Here is a 13,732-nt window from a genome sequence, read left to right on the forward strand (position 1 = left end):
GGGGAGCCCTCAGCGAAGCGCGGGGCCGGCCTCGCCGTCGGTGCGCTGCCGCCTGTAATGGCGTGCCGCACGGGCACGGTTCCCGCAGGACGGCTTGCACCATTCCTGCCGTCCGTGGCTCTTGACGAAGTAGCGCACGCAACGGGGTGCGGTACAGGCCCGGAGCTCCACATGCCGGGGGCCGCTCAGGAAGTCGATGGCGGCGCGGGCGAGTTGTGAGACGAGCCGGACGGACGGGTCGTCCTCCGCCGACAACAGCCGTGCGGTGGGGGCTCCTTCGAGGGGCCAGTCGAGCTGCGGAGCGACCGGTTCCCGGGCAGCGACCGTGTTGAGATGGGCGATGGCCCGGTCGGCAGGCATCAGCCGGTGGGCGTCCGCGGGGCTGGGGGGAGCGGGACTGACCACGCGGGCGAACAGGGCCCGGACCGCCCGCCGCAGTTCGATGACCGCGAGCCTGAGGTTCTCGTCCACCACGAGTTCGCCGGGCCGGACGGGGCCGCCGAGCAGTTCGCCCTGACTGCGGATCCAGAGGGCCGTCTCCCGGACCGTGGCGAGGTCGTCGGTGACGCCGCCGTCTCCGTCGTGGCGAATCGTGCTCGCCAGTTCCAGCGCAAGCCAGCGTTCCATGAGAGCTTCCCTGTCCTTTCCGTGACCGGTCGTCAACCACTTGAGTGCATCTCGCCGCACCCCTAGAGTACCTAACGGTAAATCCAGTTTTTCCGTTAGATGTTGAGGTGGCGTCACCACGCCCGGCGCAGGCCGGCGGCTCGTGAACGCCACCGGAGAAGAAGGAGGAGCGATGACGCTGCTGGCGCACATCAGCGACCTGCACCTGGACGGGACCGAGAGGGCGACGCGACGTGCCACTCGCGTCATGGACCACCTGCGCGCCCTGCCGCATCCGGTCGACGCCGTCCTGGTCACCGGGGACATCGCCGATCACGGCGAGGAGGCCGAGTACGAGGAGGCGAAAGGCATCCTGGCCGCCTCCTTCCCCGTGCTGACCTGCCCCGGCAACCACGATTCGCGCCCCGCCTACCGCAAGGCCCTGCTGGGCGAGGCGCCCGAGCGCGGCCCCGTCAACGAGGTCCACCACATCACCGGCACCGCGATCCTGATGTGCGACTCCACCATCCCGGGCCGTGACGAGGGACGCCTCGACGCCCGGACGCTGGCCTGGATCGACGCCACACTCGATGCCCTGCCGCAGGGGACGCCGGCGCTGATCGCCTTCCACCAGCCGCCGGTCGACCTCCATCACCCGCTCCCCGACTCAGGCAAGCTCGAACAGCCCGGGGACCTGGCCGACTTGCTCGGTCGGCACTCGCGGGTCGCCGCGGTTCTCACCGGCCATGCCCACACCGCGGCCGCCTCGACCTTCGCCGGGCTTCCGCTGATCGTCGGACCGGCCGTCACCTGGACCCTGCGCATGCCATGGGAGGGAAGCGCCCCCGCGGACCGCGAGCAGCCACCCGGACTCGCCTTCCACGTCCTCGACGACCAGGCACGGCTGACCACGCACTTCCGCGTCGTGCTCTGAGCCTTCCGTCGGCCCGATTCCCGGAGGAGCTACGGGCCGTTTCCGGGCGTCACCGCAGGCTGTCGGGGCCGGTGTCCGGCCCGGGACGCCTACGCGTCGGCCCCGTACGTCCCGTACTCCGGCAGTCCTGTCGATTCGTACGTGTGGATCGCCAGTCCGCCCGGTGTCGTCCGACTGCTCAGGAGCCGTAGGCCGGCCGGGGCGCCGCCGTCCGGGAACAGGCGGCGGCCCGTGCCCACGACCACCGGGGCGATCACGAGACGCAGTTCGTCGACCAGCCCCGCGGCCACCAGGGACTGGCCCAGCCGGCCGCTGCCGTGGATCTGGAGCTCGCGGCCGGACTGCTGCTTCAGCTCGGCGACCTGGGCAGGGATGTCGCCGGACAGGATCGTGGTCGGGTCCCACTCGGCCTCGACCAGGCTGTGGGAGGCGACGTACTTCGGCAGGCCGTTCAAGATGCCGGCGAACGGGTGCTCGGTCATCCGCGGCCAGTCCCTGGCGAAGTTCAGGTAGGTGCGGCGGCCGAACAGGAACGCGTCCGCCGCGTCGAGCCAGGTGCCGGCCTGCCGTTCGAACTCCTCGTCCATGTGCGGCACGAACCAGCCGCCCCGGGTGAACCCGTCACTGGTGTCCTCGTCCGGCGATCCCGGGCCCTGGTAGACGCCGTCCAGCGACAGGAACTCCTGCAGTACCAATCTCATCGCGCACCACTCTCTCTTGGGCACCGGATGTGGCCGTCCCTCCCCCTGAGACACCGTGCCGCCGGAAAACTCATCGGTCCGAGCTCCGCGGATCGCGGGCTCCCCCTCACAGAACCAGATGACGCTGATGTTCGCCGTCACCGTCATACGGACGGCTGTCCGTGGTGTGCCGGGACGGGGCGACGCCCCGCACCGCTGCGCCGGTTCCCGTGTCCGGACGCACGGACAGCCGTTCCGGACGCTCAGCCATGGCAGCTCGGGGCCCACCGGGACACGCTTGCGTCATGACACAGAAAGACGAGAAGGCGCCCGTCGAAGTGCTCGTGACCGGTGGTACCGGCAAGACCGGCCGCAGGGTCGTGGCCCGCCTCCGCGAACAGGGCGTGCGGACACGTGCGGCGTCGCGGTCCGGGGAGACCCGGTTCGACTGGGCGGACCCGAACACCTGGAAGGCCGCCCTGGAAGGAGCCACCGCCGTCTACATCGTTCCGCTGGACACCTCGCCCTCGCCGACGCCTGCCCTGGTCGAGCAGGCAGTCGCGAGCGGGGTGGAGCGGCTGGTGCTGCTCTCCGCCCGGGGCGTCGACGTGCCCGGCTACTTCGGCGACGCCTACGAAGGCGAAGGGCCGCACATGGAGAGCGAGGCGGCCGTGCGGGCCTCCGGGGCGGACTGGACCATCCTGCGGCCCGGCTGGTTCGCCCAGAACTTCAGCGAAGGGGTCTTCCTCGACGGCGTGAAGGGCGGCGAACTCGCGCTGCCCGTCGGGGACGGAGCCGCCGCGTACGTCGACGCGGACGACATCGCGGCAGTGGCCGTCGCCGCGCTCACCGCGGACGGTCACACCGGCGAGGTGTACGAGCTGTCGGGGCCCCGGGCGCTCGGCCTCGCCGAAGTGCTCGACGAGATCGCGAGGGCGACAGGCCGGCGTGCCTCGTACGTCGAAGTGGACGATGCCGCGTTCAGGGCCGGGCTCGTGGCCGAAGGAATGCCGGAGGCCGAGGCCGGGCTCTGGGCCGATGCGCTGCTGCCGATCCGTACGGGCAGGGAGGCCCAGGTGTCCGACGGGGTGCGGCGGGCGCTCGGCCGGGCACCGCGTGACTTCGCCGACTTCGTCCGGGACGCGGCAGCCGAAGGGGCCTGGCGCTGAGCCGTTGCGGCTGAGGGGGCGTACGGGTGGGCCGATGCCCGTACGCCCCCCATCGCGTTCAGGCTGTCGGGGCGCCTGCCCGGGCCGGTGTGCGCGAGACGGCCTCCTGGCGATACGTGCTCGGGCTCTCGCCCCGAAGCCGCTTGAACGCCGCGCTGAAACCGAACGCGTCCGCGTACCCGACCCTGCGCGCGATCGCCGCCACGGTCAGCTCGGGGCGGTTCAGCAGATCGGCGGCCAAGGTCATCCGCCACTCCGTCAGATACGCGACCGGAGCCTCCCCGACGAGCTCGGTGAACCGTTTGGCAAGTGTCGTGCGCGACACTCCGGACCGGGCCGCGAGGCCCGCCGTCGTCCAGGGGTGCGCCGGGTCCTCGTGTATCGCCTGCAGCGCGGGACCCGCCACCTCGTCCCCGAGTGCCTGGTACCACCCCGGCGGCTCGGCCTCGGGGCTGTCGAACCAGTCCCGGAGCGTGCACACCAGCAGCCAGTCCAGCAACCGGTCGAGCACGATCTGACGGCCCGGACGGGCCCCGGCTATCTGCACCTCCAAGTAGTCCCGCATCGCCGTGCAGTCATGGCCCTCCGGTACGACGAGAGCCGGGGGCAGGACCCGGAGCAGCCGTTGCGGCACCTGGGCCCGCACGTCGTAGGCGGCAGCCAACAGGACCGTGGGCCCGCTGAGTTCGTGATCCGTGTCCTGACCGCCTCCCGTCCCCTCGCTCCAGCGCACCTCCCGCGCGCCCGCTCCCGGTTCCCGGGTGATGTCGTCGGTGAAGGTGAAGGGCGCCGGGCCCCGGACGATCGCGGCCTCACCGAGTCCTACGTGCCGCGGCTCACCGCCCTCCGGCACGATCCACCCGGCACCCCGCATCGGCACACAGAAGGTCAGATACGCCCCGTCGGTGAACCGCAGCGACCACGGCGGCCACAGCATCGACCGGCCGAACACCGCGCCCCGGCCCCGCACACTCCGCAACAACTCGTCGAACACGTCCATGGCGCAACGATATGCAGCCCGCCGCACCGCCACGGACGATCGCCTATGGACCGCGGACGGGCGGCTATGTTCCGGCCGCCGCGGCCGCGATGGACTTGGCCCATGACGCATACGAAGAAGGCTCATCGACCGCAGCGGCCCGCAGCCGGCACGCACACCGTTCCCACCGACGTCCTCGTACTCGGGGCCACCGGCAAGACCGGCCGCCGTGTCGCGGCCCGTCTGCGCGAGGCCGGTACGGGACGGGTGCGGGCGGCCTCCCGTACCGGCGAGTTCAGGTTCGACTGGACCCTGCCCGAAACCTGGGAGCCCGTACTGGCGGGGGCAGAGGCCGTCTACCTCGTGGCGCCCGACGACCCTGGCCCGGTGCTGCCGTTCGTGACGCAGGCCGCTGCGGCGGGCGTACGTCGTTTCGTGGCCCTGTCCGGCCACGGCATCGACAAAGAGACAAGTGGCGGCTTCGGCGCGGGCATGCTGACGGCGGAGGCTGCGGTGCGGTCGTCAGGGGCGGAGTGGACGGTCCTCAGGCCGAACAACTTCTTCCAGAACTTCGACGAGGACCTCTGGCTGGGTCCGCTGCGCGCCGGCCGGCTGGGCGTGCCCATCGGCGACGTGCCCGAACCGTTCGTCGACGCCGACGACGTGGCCGAAGTCGCGGCAGCCGTTCTCACCCGTGGTGGCCACGCGGGCCGGGTCTACGAACTGTCCGGCCCCCGCGCACTCACCTTCGCCGACGCAACGGAGACGATCGCCCGCGCGGCCGGCCACGCCATCCGGTACGTGGAACTGACACCCGCCGCCTACCGTGCCGAACTCCTCGCCGAAGGCTGGCCGGAGGCGGCCGCGGACGCGCTCGGCGCCATGTTCGCCCTGCACCGTGCCGGGCACTCGGCGGACGTCGCCGACGGCGTCCAACAGGTACTGGACCGCGCCCCGGCGGACCTGGAGCCCTGGGCGCGCCGTATCGCGGCCCGGGGAACGTGGGCTGCGGTCTGAGTTCCGGCGTCCGGCCCCGGGCGCCCCGCCGCGGACGCCGCTCAGGCGGCAGGGACGGAGAACAGCAGACAACTGCTGGTCGCGTGGGCGAGCAGACGGTCCGCGGTATCGAACAGCTGCGCCTCGGCGAGCGCGGTGCGGCGGCCGCTGCTGACGACTCTGCCCACAGCCCGGACCCTGCCGGTCTCGACAGTGACCGGGCGCAGGAACTTCACGGTCAGGTCGAGGGAGGTGTATCCGGTGCCGCGCGGCAGCGTGGACTGGACGGCGCAGCCGGCCGCGGAGTCGAGCAGGGTGGCGAAGATGCCGCCGTGCACGCTGCCGATGGGGTTGTAGTGCTCTTCTCCCGGGAGCAGTGAGAACACGGCGCGTCCGTGTTCGACCTCGTCGAGGGTGAAGTCCACGGTCGCTCCGACCGGGGGTCCGGGGAGGCGGCCGGCCGCGATGTCACGGAGGAACTCCAGGCCGGTGCCCCGGCCGACGGCGGCTGCCGTGACGGCCGGATCCTGCCATTCGTACGTGCGAGATCGCCCCACGGTGCTGCCCCTCCATCGCTGACTTCGTCAGATGAAGCTAGCCAGGTCGCAGCTGACTGTCAATAATGAAGTCAAGCGGTCTATCATAGCCGGATGGAGTGGCTGGAGACGAGTACGGAGAACTGCCCGGTCCAGCGCACGCTCGACATCGTCGGCGAGAAATGGACGCTGCTGATCCTGCGTGACGCGGCCAACGGCGTACGGCGCTTCGACGACTTCCACCATCACGTGGGGTTGTCGGAGGCGGTCCTCTCGGACCGGCTGCGCAAACTGACCGCGGCCGGGATCATGCGTACGGTCCCGTACCGGGAACCGGGCCGACGCACCCGGCAGGAGTACCGCCTGACCCGGAAGGGCTGGGAACTGTGGCCCGTCCTGGTGGCCCTGCGGCAGTGGGGCGAGACGTACGCCGTGGACCCCGAAGGGCCGGTGCTGGACCTTCGTCACAGCGCGTGCGGTGCGCCCGTGCGCGTGGTCGTCGAGTGCGCCGCCGAGCACCTGGCCCTCGACCCGTCCGACGTCGAGGTCACATCCGGCCCCTCCGTGAGCCCTTCGCCCCCGGGTTGATCGGTCCCGGTGGGCGCTCGATCCGATCACTCGGCCGCAGGAAGCCGTTCGATCGCCATCAGGGCCGCGTCATCACCGAGGCTGCCACCCGCGTGACGCAGAAGGTCCGCGCACAGATCGTTCAGCAATGCCTCCGGGCTCTCCCCGCGCTGCAAGGTGATTCGCTCGGTCAGGGGATAGAAATCGCCTGAACGGTCACGGGCTTCGGTGACCCCGTCCGTGTACAGGAGAAGCGTGTCCCCGGCGTCGAGGGCGAACACATCCTCCGTCGGCCGGGTCGTCAGCAGGTGCCCGAGCCCGAGCGGCGGAGCCGGGTCCTTCGTACCGAGCAGACGCATCTGCCCCGCACGCAGGACCAGCGGCGGCGGATGCCCGCAGCTGACGAGGCGGACCACCTCGGCGCCATCGGGAATGTCCAGCACGACCGCGGTCACGAAGGCTTCGGCGATGGTCTCGTCCTCGGCCTCGTGCAGTGCGTCGATCCGGTGCGCGGCCACACTCGTCTCCAGACGGCTCACCAGGTCGGGCAGGCTCTTCTCCTGGCGGGCCAGTGCGCGAAAGGCGCCCAGGACGCCGGCGGCAGTGTTGATGGCGTCGAGCCCCTTGCCCCGGACATCGCCGATGATCACCCGGGTCCCCTCGGCCGTGCGCGCGGTCGCGTAGAGGTCACCCCCGAGCTGGGCACCCGCTTCGGCAGCCAGGTACACAGCGGCCAGACGCAGCGGACCGCTGCGCGCCGGCGGAGGACGCAGAACCCCCCGCTGCGCCGCCTCTGCCACGGTACGAAGCTGCACCATTTCCGTGGCGTGACGCTCTCGCAGATAGGCGAAGAACGTCACGATCGCCGAGATCAGGAACAGCGCGATGATCTGGTACGTGTGGTTGAGGTCGTTGATGCTGGTCCGTGCCACCGCCACCATGGCTTGGGCGAGTACGGCGACCGCACCGACGAATGCCGTCATGCGCGGGCCGGCGAACGATGCGGTGAGTGCCGGAGCCGCAACGAGAAACGGACCGAGGTGGACTTCCGGCGGAGCGATGATGTCGACCACGGTCACGACGGCGATGAGGGCGAACGGAACCACGATGAGTGGACTGCTCCGCCGGTTACCGCTGCGGAGCGACTGGACCCACTGCCGGAAGACCATGACTCCGGGATACCTCACCCTGCCTCCGAACGCTTCTTCTGAACCGCGGCTCCCCGCGTCGGTCCGTACCCCTGCGCCTCCCGACGCATGAACAGTCACCTCACACCGGTGGTGGCACGCCGGGCACGCCTGGCCGGTCCGGGGCCGCGCGTGGGGTTACGGTCGGCGGCATGGACGGTGATCGCCGAGGGTGGCGCCAGTGTTTCCTCAGCGGGGCGGTGTTCGCCGTATGCATGGCAGGCACCACGCTGCCGACTCCCCTCTACGGCCTCTATCAGGACAAGTTCGGGTTCTCCGAGCTGACGGTGACCGTCGTGTACGCCGTCTACGCCTTCGGGGTCATCGGTGTGCTGCTGCTGGCCGGCAACGTCTCGGACGTCGTGGGCAGGCGGCCGGTGCTGCTCGCGGGCCTGGGGTTCGCAGCGGCGAGCGCCGTTAGCTTCCTGTGCGCCACCGGGCTGGGCTGGCTGTATGCGGGACGGTTGCTGTCCGGCCTGTCCGCAGGCCTGTTCACCGGGGCCGCCACGGCGTACGTGATGGAACTGGCACCGCACGGCGGCGCCTCCCGGGCCACGTTCGTGGCGACTGCCGCCAACATGGGCGGGCTGGGTTGCGGCCCGTTGCTCGCCGGGGTACTCGCGCAGTACGCCCCCTGGCCCCTGTACCTGCCGTTCGCCGTGCATCTCACCCTGCTGGCCGCCTGTGCCGCGATCATGCTGTGGCTCCGGGAGACCGTACGGGAGCGACGGCCGCTGAGCGCCGTACGGCCGAGGCGGCCCGGCCTGCCCCCGCAGGTGCGGTCGGTGTTCGGGCCGGCCGCGATCGCCTCGTTCGTCGGATTCGCGCTCTTCGGCGTGTTCACGTCGGTCAGCCCGGCGTTCCTCTCGGAATCCCTCGATGTGAGCAACCACGCGGTGAGCGGACTGGTCGTCGCGCTGGCGTTCTTCGCCTCGACCGCCGGGCAGCTGGCAGTCGGCAGGGTCGGCGTGGCGCGATCGCTGCCGCTGGGCTGCGCGGGTCTCCTCGCCGGGCTGGCGCTCCTCGCGGGAGCACTGCGATGGGACCTGTTGTCCCTGGTGGTGCTGAGCGCCCTGGTCGGCGGGGTCGGGCAGGGGCTGGCGTTCCGCGGGGCGCTGTCCGCGGTTGCCGGGGCGTCTCCCGAGGACCGGCGCGCGGCGGTGATCTCGACCCTGTTCGTGGTGGCGTACGCGGGCATCTCGGTGCCGGTGATCGGGGTGGGAGTGCTGTCGGGTCCCATCGGTCTGGAAGGTGCGGGGCTGGTGTTCATCGCCTGCATGGCCCTCCTGGTGTCCACCGCGGCCGTCTACCTGCTCCGGCGGCCCGTGCGGGCGGGGATGTGAGGATGTCCGTACGCGAGGGCGGACACGATGCCCGTACCTGCGAACCGGGATGGACGATGCCGCTCCATCCCCTACGCGCCCCCGGCAGGGGCGCCCAGGAGGTTTCCACCATGCGGGGCTCCCGTACCCGACGCGCCGTGTTCGGTGTGCTGGCCGTGCTTCTGGTCGTCCCTACGGCGGCCTGCGGCCAAGACGTTCCCCCGGCCTCGCCCGCACCCCCGGCCTCGTCCGCTGCGACGGGGGAGGGGCAGGGCCCGGCTGCGGCGGATTCGGCCCGTGAGTTCAGGGAGCTCGAGAACACGTTCGATGCGCGGCTGGGGGTCTACGCGGTCGACACGGGCACCGGACGGGAGGTGGCCTACAACGACAAAGAGCGGTTTGCCTACGCCTCCACGTTCAAGGTGCTGGCCGCCGGTGCCGTTCTGCGCAAGCACTCCTTGGAGGGGATGGGACGGACAGTCAGGTACTCCCCGGACGAGCTGGTTCCGCCCTCTCCCGTGACGTCGAAGCACGCCGGGAAAGGGATGACCCTGGACGCCCTGTGCGACGCCGCCGTCCGCTTCGGCGACAACACCGCTGCCAATCTGCTGCTCGACCAGGTGGGCGGCCCTCGGGGCCTGGGCACCGTACTCCAGGAGATCGGCGACGACGTGACCCGGATGGAGCGTTCCGAGCCGCAGCTGAACGACTGGACCCCCGGCGCCACGCGGGATACGAGCACGCCGCGGGCCCTGGCTGCGGACCTGCGCGCGTTCGTCCTGGGCGATGTCCTGGGCAGGGACGAACGAGCACAGCTCACGAAGTGGCTGCGCACCAGCACCACCGGAGCCGGGCTCATCAGGGCCGGCGTGCCCGACGGCTGGGAGGTCGGCGACAAGTCGGGAGCCGGCAGTACGTACGGCACCCGCAACGACATCGCCGTCGTGTGGCCGCCGGGCTCCGCCCCGATCGTCATGGCCGTCATGTCGAACCGCACCGAGGACGGAGCGGAGTACGACGACCGCCTGATCGCGCAGGCGACATCCGTGGTCGCCGGCGCACTGTCGTAGCGGGGGAGTCGCGCCGCGGGCGAACGGGGCCGGCCGGCAAGGGGCCCGACGGTGCCTTCAGCGCCGGCCCAGTGTGGCCGTGAAGCTGCGGCCGTGGGCGTGACGGGTCGTGACGTCGAGGCGCGTGCCACCGACGACGCGGCGGACGCGGACGCCGTCGTCGGCCGAGAGGGCCCGCAAGGCCGGTCCATGGACCGTGACCGAGACCGTGCTCCGCCGCGTCGTGGGATCGGCCACCGCGATCGAGCACGTGCCGTCGGGAGCCCGGCGAAGCATCACCGATGCGGGTCCGTCGATGGTGAGGCGCTCGGCACGGTGCCTGCCGGGGGCGAAGGTGTTGGCGGCGACCATTCCCAGGCGGGTGTGCCTGACGGCCTGCAGGCGGACGGTGTTGGCCAGTACGGAGATCGGGCCGTGGGCGTAGGCGGCCAACTGGCGGGCCGAGGCGTTCGGGACGAGGACATGCGCCAGGGAGGTCGGCCGCTCCTCGGCAGCCTGCTCGTACGAGAGCGTGAAGACCTGCTTGGTGACCGGCGTGTCGGGATTGGTCAGCCGGACGAGGCGCCGGCTGCGGGTGACCGTGTCGAGTGCGACAGCCGGCCGCGGGCCGGACAGGAAGACGTACCCGATCGCGGTCCCCTGTTCGGCATCGGCGTAGCGCAGCCAGGCCAGTGGGCCGGTCCCGGTGCCTTGCCAGGGCAACCCGTCCCGGAGGCTCCCGGTGAGCGTGACGGGCGCGGAGGGAGCGGCGATACGGCTGTCGACGGTGGTGGTCACCGCGCGGTCCGCGAGTCCGGCCACTCCCGCGGCCAGGACGACTATCTCGTCGTCGAACATGAACCACGACTTGGTGGCACGGGCCCCCTGGTAGGCGACGAAGCCGTCGGGGAGCTTGCCCGCCTGCTGGGCGGTGTACGCCGCGTCGTCGGACTGGACGAGACCGGCCGCACCGTAGGGGCCGAGACGGGCGCCGCCGGAGAAGGCGTTGCTGCCGCGGGGGAAGTAGACGTAGGTGTTCTGCGACTCGGACGACGCGGTGAAGCCGCGCTCGGGGTTGTCGTACCAGAGCGTGCCGTAGAGCTCGGGGACGGTGCGGCGCGTCTCCACGGGAGCGGTGACGCCGGCCAGGCGGTACGGGGAGACGGCCGTGAAGTAGTCGATGCCGAACGCCTGCCGCTGATCCTGGCCCGAGAGATAGAGGTAGTGCGCGCCGTCGCCCTGGAACCACGGCATCAGGTTCTCGCCGCTCATGTACTCGTATTTGCTGATCCGCGCGGAACTGCGGGTCAGGGAGAACGCGTAGCCGGGCCGCCGGTGGACAGTCCTGTCCATCGCGTTGAACGCGGTGTGGGAGGCGGCCGGACCGAGGTCCCTCGCGGGCGACGAGGACTTCAGGATGTCGGCGTAGCGGGCGATGCTGACGGGGGAGACGAAGGAGGCCGGGTCGAGGCCGGCCTTCGAGGTCTGCCCGACGTACTTGACGTAGCCCTCGAGTGCCTCGGTGTCGCTGCCGGTGGTGTACGCGGCGAGGTCGACGACGGCCTCCACGACGGCGACGACGTCGGCGTACCCCGTGCCGGTCCGCGAGACCGCGCGGCCCTTCACGATCTCCATCATCCAGCCTTCGAAGATCAGCGGGGCGAAGGCGTCGGCCACCCAGCCCTGCACGACACCGACAAGGCTGTCGCCGGGCACATAGCCGGTTCCGTCGAGGATCTTGATCGTCTGGACGATGCGGGTGAGCAGGCCCTTTCCGTACGAGCCCGTGTACGCGACGGAGCCGTGCTGGACGAAGGAACCGTCGGCGTAGAAGCCGTCGGTGACGCCGTGCCGCGGGTTGTACGGATCGATCGTCGCGAAGACGGTCAGCTGGTCGGCGACGGCCTTCCCGATGCGGACCTCGTCGCCGAGAACGGCACCCTGGAGGATCCGGTTCGTCGTGATGTCGGCGAGATTGGCGCCCGTGTGGAAGCGCGAGTCCAGATCGACGTCGCCGTCCTTGCCGTTGCGGAGGTAGGCGTCCATGGAGGCCACATAGGCCCCGGCGAGCCCTGGCCGGTACACCGCGAGCTCGTCCCCCAGGAGGACGAGGGTCTTGCTCACGTAGGCGGGGATTCCGATCTCCCAGTGGAACCAGTTGCCGTAGTAGCCCTTCGACTGATCGCCGTAGTACGCGTCGTGAAGGTGGACCAGGCCGTCGACGACCCGTCGCCGGACCGCGCTGTTGTCGCGGAGCTCCGAGGCGCCGGTACCGGGAAGAGCGGTGGCGAGGGCGATCTCGTACAGGTACTGGAAGGACAGGCTCAGGTTGGGGTCGCTGGTCCCGAGCGGGACGCCGGCGAAGAGCTCGCCCTGTCCGGCGCTGTCCATCGCGGCGAGCCGCGTACGAGCCGTCGCCTCCATGGCAGCGAGTTTCGGTGCGACCTCGGGGCGGGCGTTGGCCTCGGCGGTGCCGGCGAAGATCGCAACAGTGTTGCGGACCAGAGCGTCATGATCGGCCAGCTTCCGGCCGGAGACGCCCGGACCGCTCCGGACCGCCGCTCGGGCCTGGAGCGTCTGCGCCACGGCCGGCAGGGTCACCGCCGGGATCATGGACAGAACGGAACGACGAGAGAACTCCACCAGAACGCTCCAAAGTTCGACCGGAAAGCGCTTGTCCTCAGCCAAGCAACGGGTTCTCACCCATGTCAACGGGCCGGATGGAGGGTTTCCCGCGTCGGCCGGCCTGCGGCCACGGTGCGCGGACAGACCTCAGCGGCTCCGCAACTCCCTCGCACGGTGGTGCCGTTGCCGAGCCCGGCGAACTCGATCGCGCCGGCAGGGCGGTGGATACCCTGGCCACATGCTGATCATGGACACGGAAGACGATGCGCAACTGGCTCTGACGGCGGCACAGGCAGGAGCGGCCGTGGTCCGCGACATGTACGGGGAATCCCTGGAGCGGTTCGCGAAGTCCGACGGCGACTTCGCGACAGGCGCCGACCTCGCGGCGGAGAAGGCGATCCTCGGCATGCTGAGAACCGCCCGCCCCCATGACGCCGTGACAGGAGAGGAGAGCGGACACAGCGGCGCGGACGGAGCGGAGCGCAGATGGCTGGTCGACCCGTTGTGCGGGACGCTGAACTACGCCGTCCACACCATGCTGGCCTCGGTGAACGTGGCCCTGCGGGTGGGGCCCGACATCACCGTGGCCGCGGCGGCCGACCCGTTCAGCGGCGAGGTCTTCTGGACCGACGGCAGGCGCGCCCGTCTCCGAAGGGGCGACGTCGACGAAGAACTCGCGCCCTCGGCCGCATCCCGACTGGTCGACGTCAACCTCGACCCGCCCTTCCCCAACTCACCGGACTTCCGGGCAGCACACCTCATCGCCGACCCAGGGTTTCTCGACCACTTCCGGCCACGCGTCGTCTCCACGACCCTGGCCGTGGCCTGGGTCGCCGCCGGCCGAAGAGCCGCTTACGTCACTGACGGCCACCTGCGTGACTCCGTGCATTTCGCCGCCGGGATCGCCCTGTGCGAAGCCGCCGGGTGCGTGGTGACCGGCATCCACGGCCAACCACTGCACACCGGCGCGGGAGGACTGATTGCCGCGGCCGACCAGCGGACGCACACCACGTTGCTGGAGATGGTCCGGAACCAGGCCTCGGCTGCCCCGACCGCCACGGGCTGATCCTTCGGCGGCTGCC

The 13,732-nt window shown here is 71.0% G+C and carries 13 protein-coding genes; 7 read left to right on the top strand and 6 right to left on the bottom strand.

The annotated features are described in order from the left end of the window. Positions 1-9 precede the first annotated feature (9 nt). The gene (locus OG257_RS36050) at positions 10-627 is read right to left on the bottom strand and encodes a CGNR zinc finger domain-containing protein (protein ID WP_329214498.1); all 618 of its coding nucleotides are present in this window, start codon (positions 625-627) and stop codon (positions 10-12) included. A gap of 172 nt (positions 628-799) precedes the next feature. On the opposite strand from OG257_RS36050, the gene OG257_RS36055 reads away from it, so the two are divergent. Further along, the gene (locus OG257_RS36055; protein ID WP_329214500.1) at positions 800-1,540 is read left to right on the top strand and encodes a metallophosphoesterase; all 741 of its coding nucleotides are present in this window, start codon (positions 800-802) and stop codon (positions 1,538-1,540) included. Between the two features lie 89 nt (positions 1,541-1,629). Here OG257_RS36055 and OG257_RS36060 read toward each other — a convergent pair whose 3' ends face one another. Further along, positions 1,630-2,241, bottom strand: a complete 612-nt coding sequence (locus OG257_RS36060) for a dihydrofolate reductase family protein (protein ID WP_329214502.1) — start codon at positions 2,239-2,241, stop codon at positions 1,630-1,632. A 284-nt stretch (positions 2,242-2,525) separates the two neighbouring features. Here OG257_RS36060 and OG257_RS36065 point away from each other — a divergent pair, with 284 nt between their 5' ends. Further along, the gene (locus OG257_RS36065) at positions 2,526-3,389 is read left to right on the top strand and encodes an NAD(P)H-binding protein (protein WP_329214504.1); all 864 of its coding nucleotides are present in this window, start codon (positions 2,526-2,528) and stop codon (positions 3,387-3,389) included. Between the two features lie 58 nt (positions 3,390-3,447). On the opposite strand, the gene OG257_RS36070 is transcribed toward OG257_RS36065, so the two are convergent. Then, positions 3,448-4,389 carry an AraC family transcriptional regulator gene (locus OG257_RS36070; protein ID WP_329214506.1) on the bottom strand — a complete coding sequence of 314 codons (942 nt, stop codon included), beginning with the start codon at positions 4,387-4,389 and terminating at the stop codon, positions 3,448-3,450. 102 nt (positions 4,390-4,491) lie between these two features. Here OG257_RS36070 and OG257_RS36075 point away from each other — a divergent pair, with 102 nt between their 5' ends. Continuing rightward, positions 4,492-5,385 carry an NAD(P)H-binding protein gene (locus OG257_RS36075; RefSeq protein ID WP_329214508.1) on the top strand — a complete coding sequence of 298 codons (894 nt, stop codon included), beginning with the start codon at positions 4,492-4,494 and terminating at the stop codon, positions 5,383-5,385. Between the two features lie 41 nt (positions 5,386-5,426). On the opposite strand, the gene OG257_RS36080 is transcribed toward OG257_RS36075, so the two are convergent. Beyond that, entirely contained in the window at positions 5,427-5,921 is a 495-nt protein-coding gene (locus tag OG257_RS36080; RefSeq protein WP_329214510.1) for a PaaI family thioesterase, read from the bottom strand. A 93-nt stretch (positions 5,922-6,014) separates the two neighbouring features. Between OG257_RS36080 and OG257_RS36085 the strand changes: the two genes are divergently transcribed. Next, positions 6,015-6,488 (top strand): winged helix-turn-helix transcriptional regulator, encoded by a 474-nt coding sequence (locus OG257_RS36085; RefSeq protein WP_329214512.1) that lies wholly within the window; start codon positions 6,015-6,017, stop codon positions 6,486-6,488. A gap of 26 nt (positions 6,489-6,514) precedes the next feature. Here OG257_RS36085 and OG257_RS36090 read toward each other — a convergent pair whose 3' ends face one another. Beyond that, complete coding sequence (locus OG257_RS36090) at positions 6,515-7,636, bottom strand: PP2C family protein-serine/threonine phosphatase (protein ID WP_329215530.1); 1,122 nt, start codon at positions 7,634-7,636, stop codon at positions 6,515-6,517. Positions 7,637-7,806: 170 nt separating this feature from the next. On the opposite strand from OG257_RS36090, the gene OG257_RS36095 reads away from it, so the two are divergent. Beyond that, positions 7,807-8,997 carry an MFS transporter gene (locus OG257_RS36095; protein ID WP_329214514.1) on the top strand — a complete coding sequence of 397 codons (1,191 nt, stop codon included), beginning with the start codon at positions 7,807-7,809 and terminating at the stop codon, positions 8,995-8,997. Between the two features lie 110 nt (positions 8,998-9,107). Beyond that, the gene (bla, locus tag OG257_RS36100; RefSeq protein ID WP_329215532.1) at positions 9,108-10,046 is read left to right on the top strand and encodes a class A beta-lactamase; all 939 of its coding nucleotides are present in this window, start codon (positions 9,108-9,110) and stop codon (positions 10,044-10,046) included. Positions 10,047-10,103: 57 nt separating this feature from the next. On the opposite strand, the gene OG257_RS36105 is transcribed toward bla, so the two are convergent. Next, positions 10,104-12,668: a polysaccharide lyase family 8 super-sandwich domain-containing protein gene (locus tag OG257_RS36105; RefSeq protein WP_329214516.1), complete on the bottom strand. Its 2,565-nt coding sequence runs from the start codon at positions 12,666-12,668 to the stop codon at positions 10,104-10,106. Between the two features lie 220 nt (positions 12,669-12,888). Here OG257_RS36105 and OG257_RS36110 point away from each other — a divergent pair, with 220 nt between their 5' ends. Then, positions 12,889-13,716, top strand: coding sequence for an inositol monophosphatase family protein (locus tag OG257_RS36110; RefSeq protein ID WP_329214518.1), 828 nt, complete (start codon positions 12,889-12,891; stop codon positions 13,714-13,716). Positions 13,717-13,732 lie beyond the last annotated feature (16 nt).

This window comes from Streptomyces sp. NBC_00683 (genome assembly GCF_036226745.1).
GTDB lineage: Bacteria > Actinomycetota > Actinomycetes > Streptomycetales > Streptomycetaceae > Streptomyces.

Coding starts and splice junctions, on each gene's coding strand:
- OG257_RS36050 (WP_329214498.1), bottom strand. CDS start 627: ATGGAACGCTGGCTTGCGCTGGAACTGGCGAGCACGATTCGCCACGAC.
- OG257_RS36055 (WP_329214500.1), top strand. CDS start 800: ATGACGCTGCTGGCGCACATCAGCGACCTGCACCTGGACGGGACCGAG.
- OG257_RS36060 (WP_329214502.1), bottom strand. CDS start 2,241: ATGAGATTGGTACTGCAGGAGTTCCTGTCGCTGGACGGCGTCTACCAG.
- OG257_RS36065 (WP_329214504.1), top strand. CDS start 2,526: ATGACACAGAAAGACGAGAAGGCGCCCGTCGAAGTGCTCGTGACCGGT.
- OG257_RS36070 (WP_329214506.1), bottom strand. CDS start 4,389: ATGGACGTGTTCGACGAGTTGTTGCGGAGTGTGCGGGGCCGGGGCGCG.
- OG257_RS36075 (WP_329214508.1), top strand. CDS start 4,492: ATGACGCATACGAAGAAGGCTCATCGACCGCAGCGGCCCGCAGCCGGC.
- OG257_RS36085 (WP_329214512.1), top strand. CDS start 6,015: ATGGAGTGGCTGGAGACGAGTACGGAGAACTGCCCGGTCCAGCGCACG.
- OG257_RS36090 (WP_329215530.1), bottom strand. CDS start 7,636: ATGGTCTTCCGGCAGTGGGTCCAGTCGCTCCGCAGCGGTAACCGGCGG.
- OG257_RS36095 (WP_329214514.1), top strand. CDS start 7,807: ATGGACGGTGATCGCCGAGGGTGGCGCCAGTGTTTCCTCAGCGGGGCG.
- bla (WP_329215532.1), top strand. CDS start 9,108: ATGCGGGGCTCCCGTACCCGACGCGCCGTGTTCGGTGTGCTGGCCGTG.
- OG257_RS36110 (WP_329214518.1), top strand. CDS start 12,889: ATGCTGATCATGGACACGGAAGACGATGCGCAACTGGCTCTGACGGCG.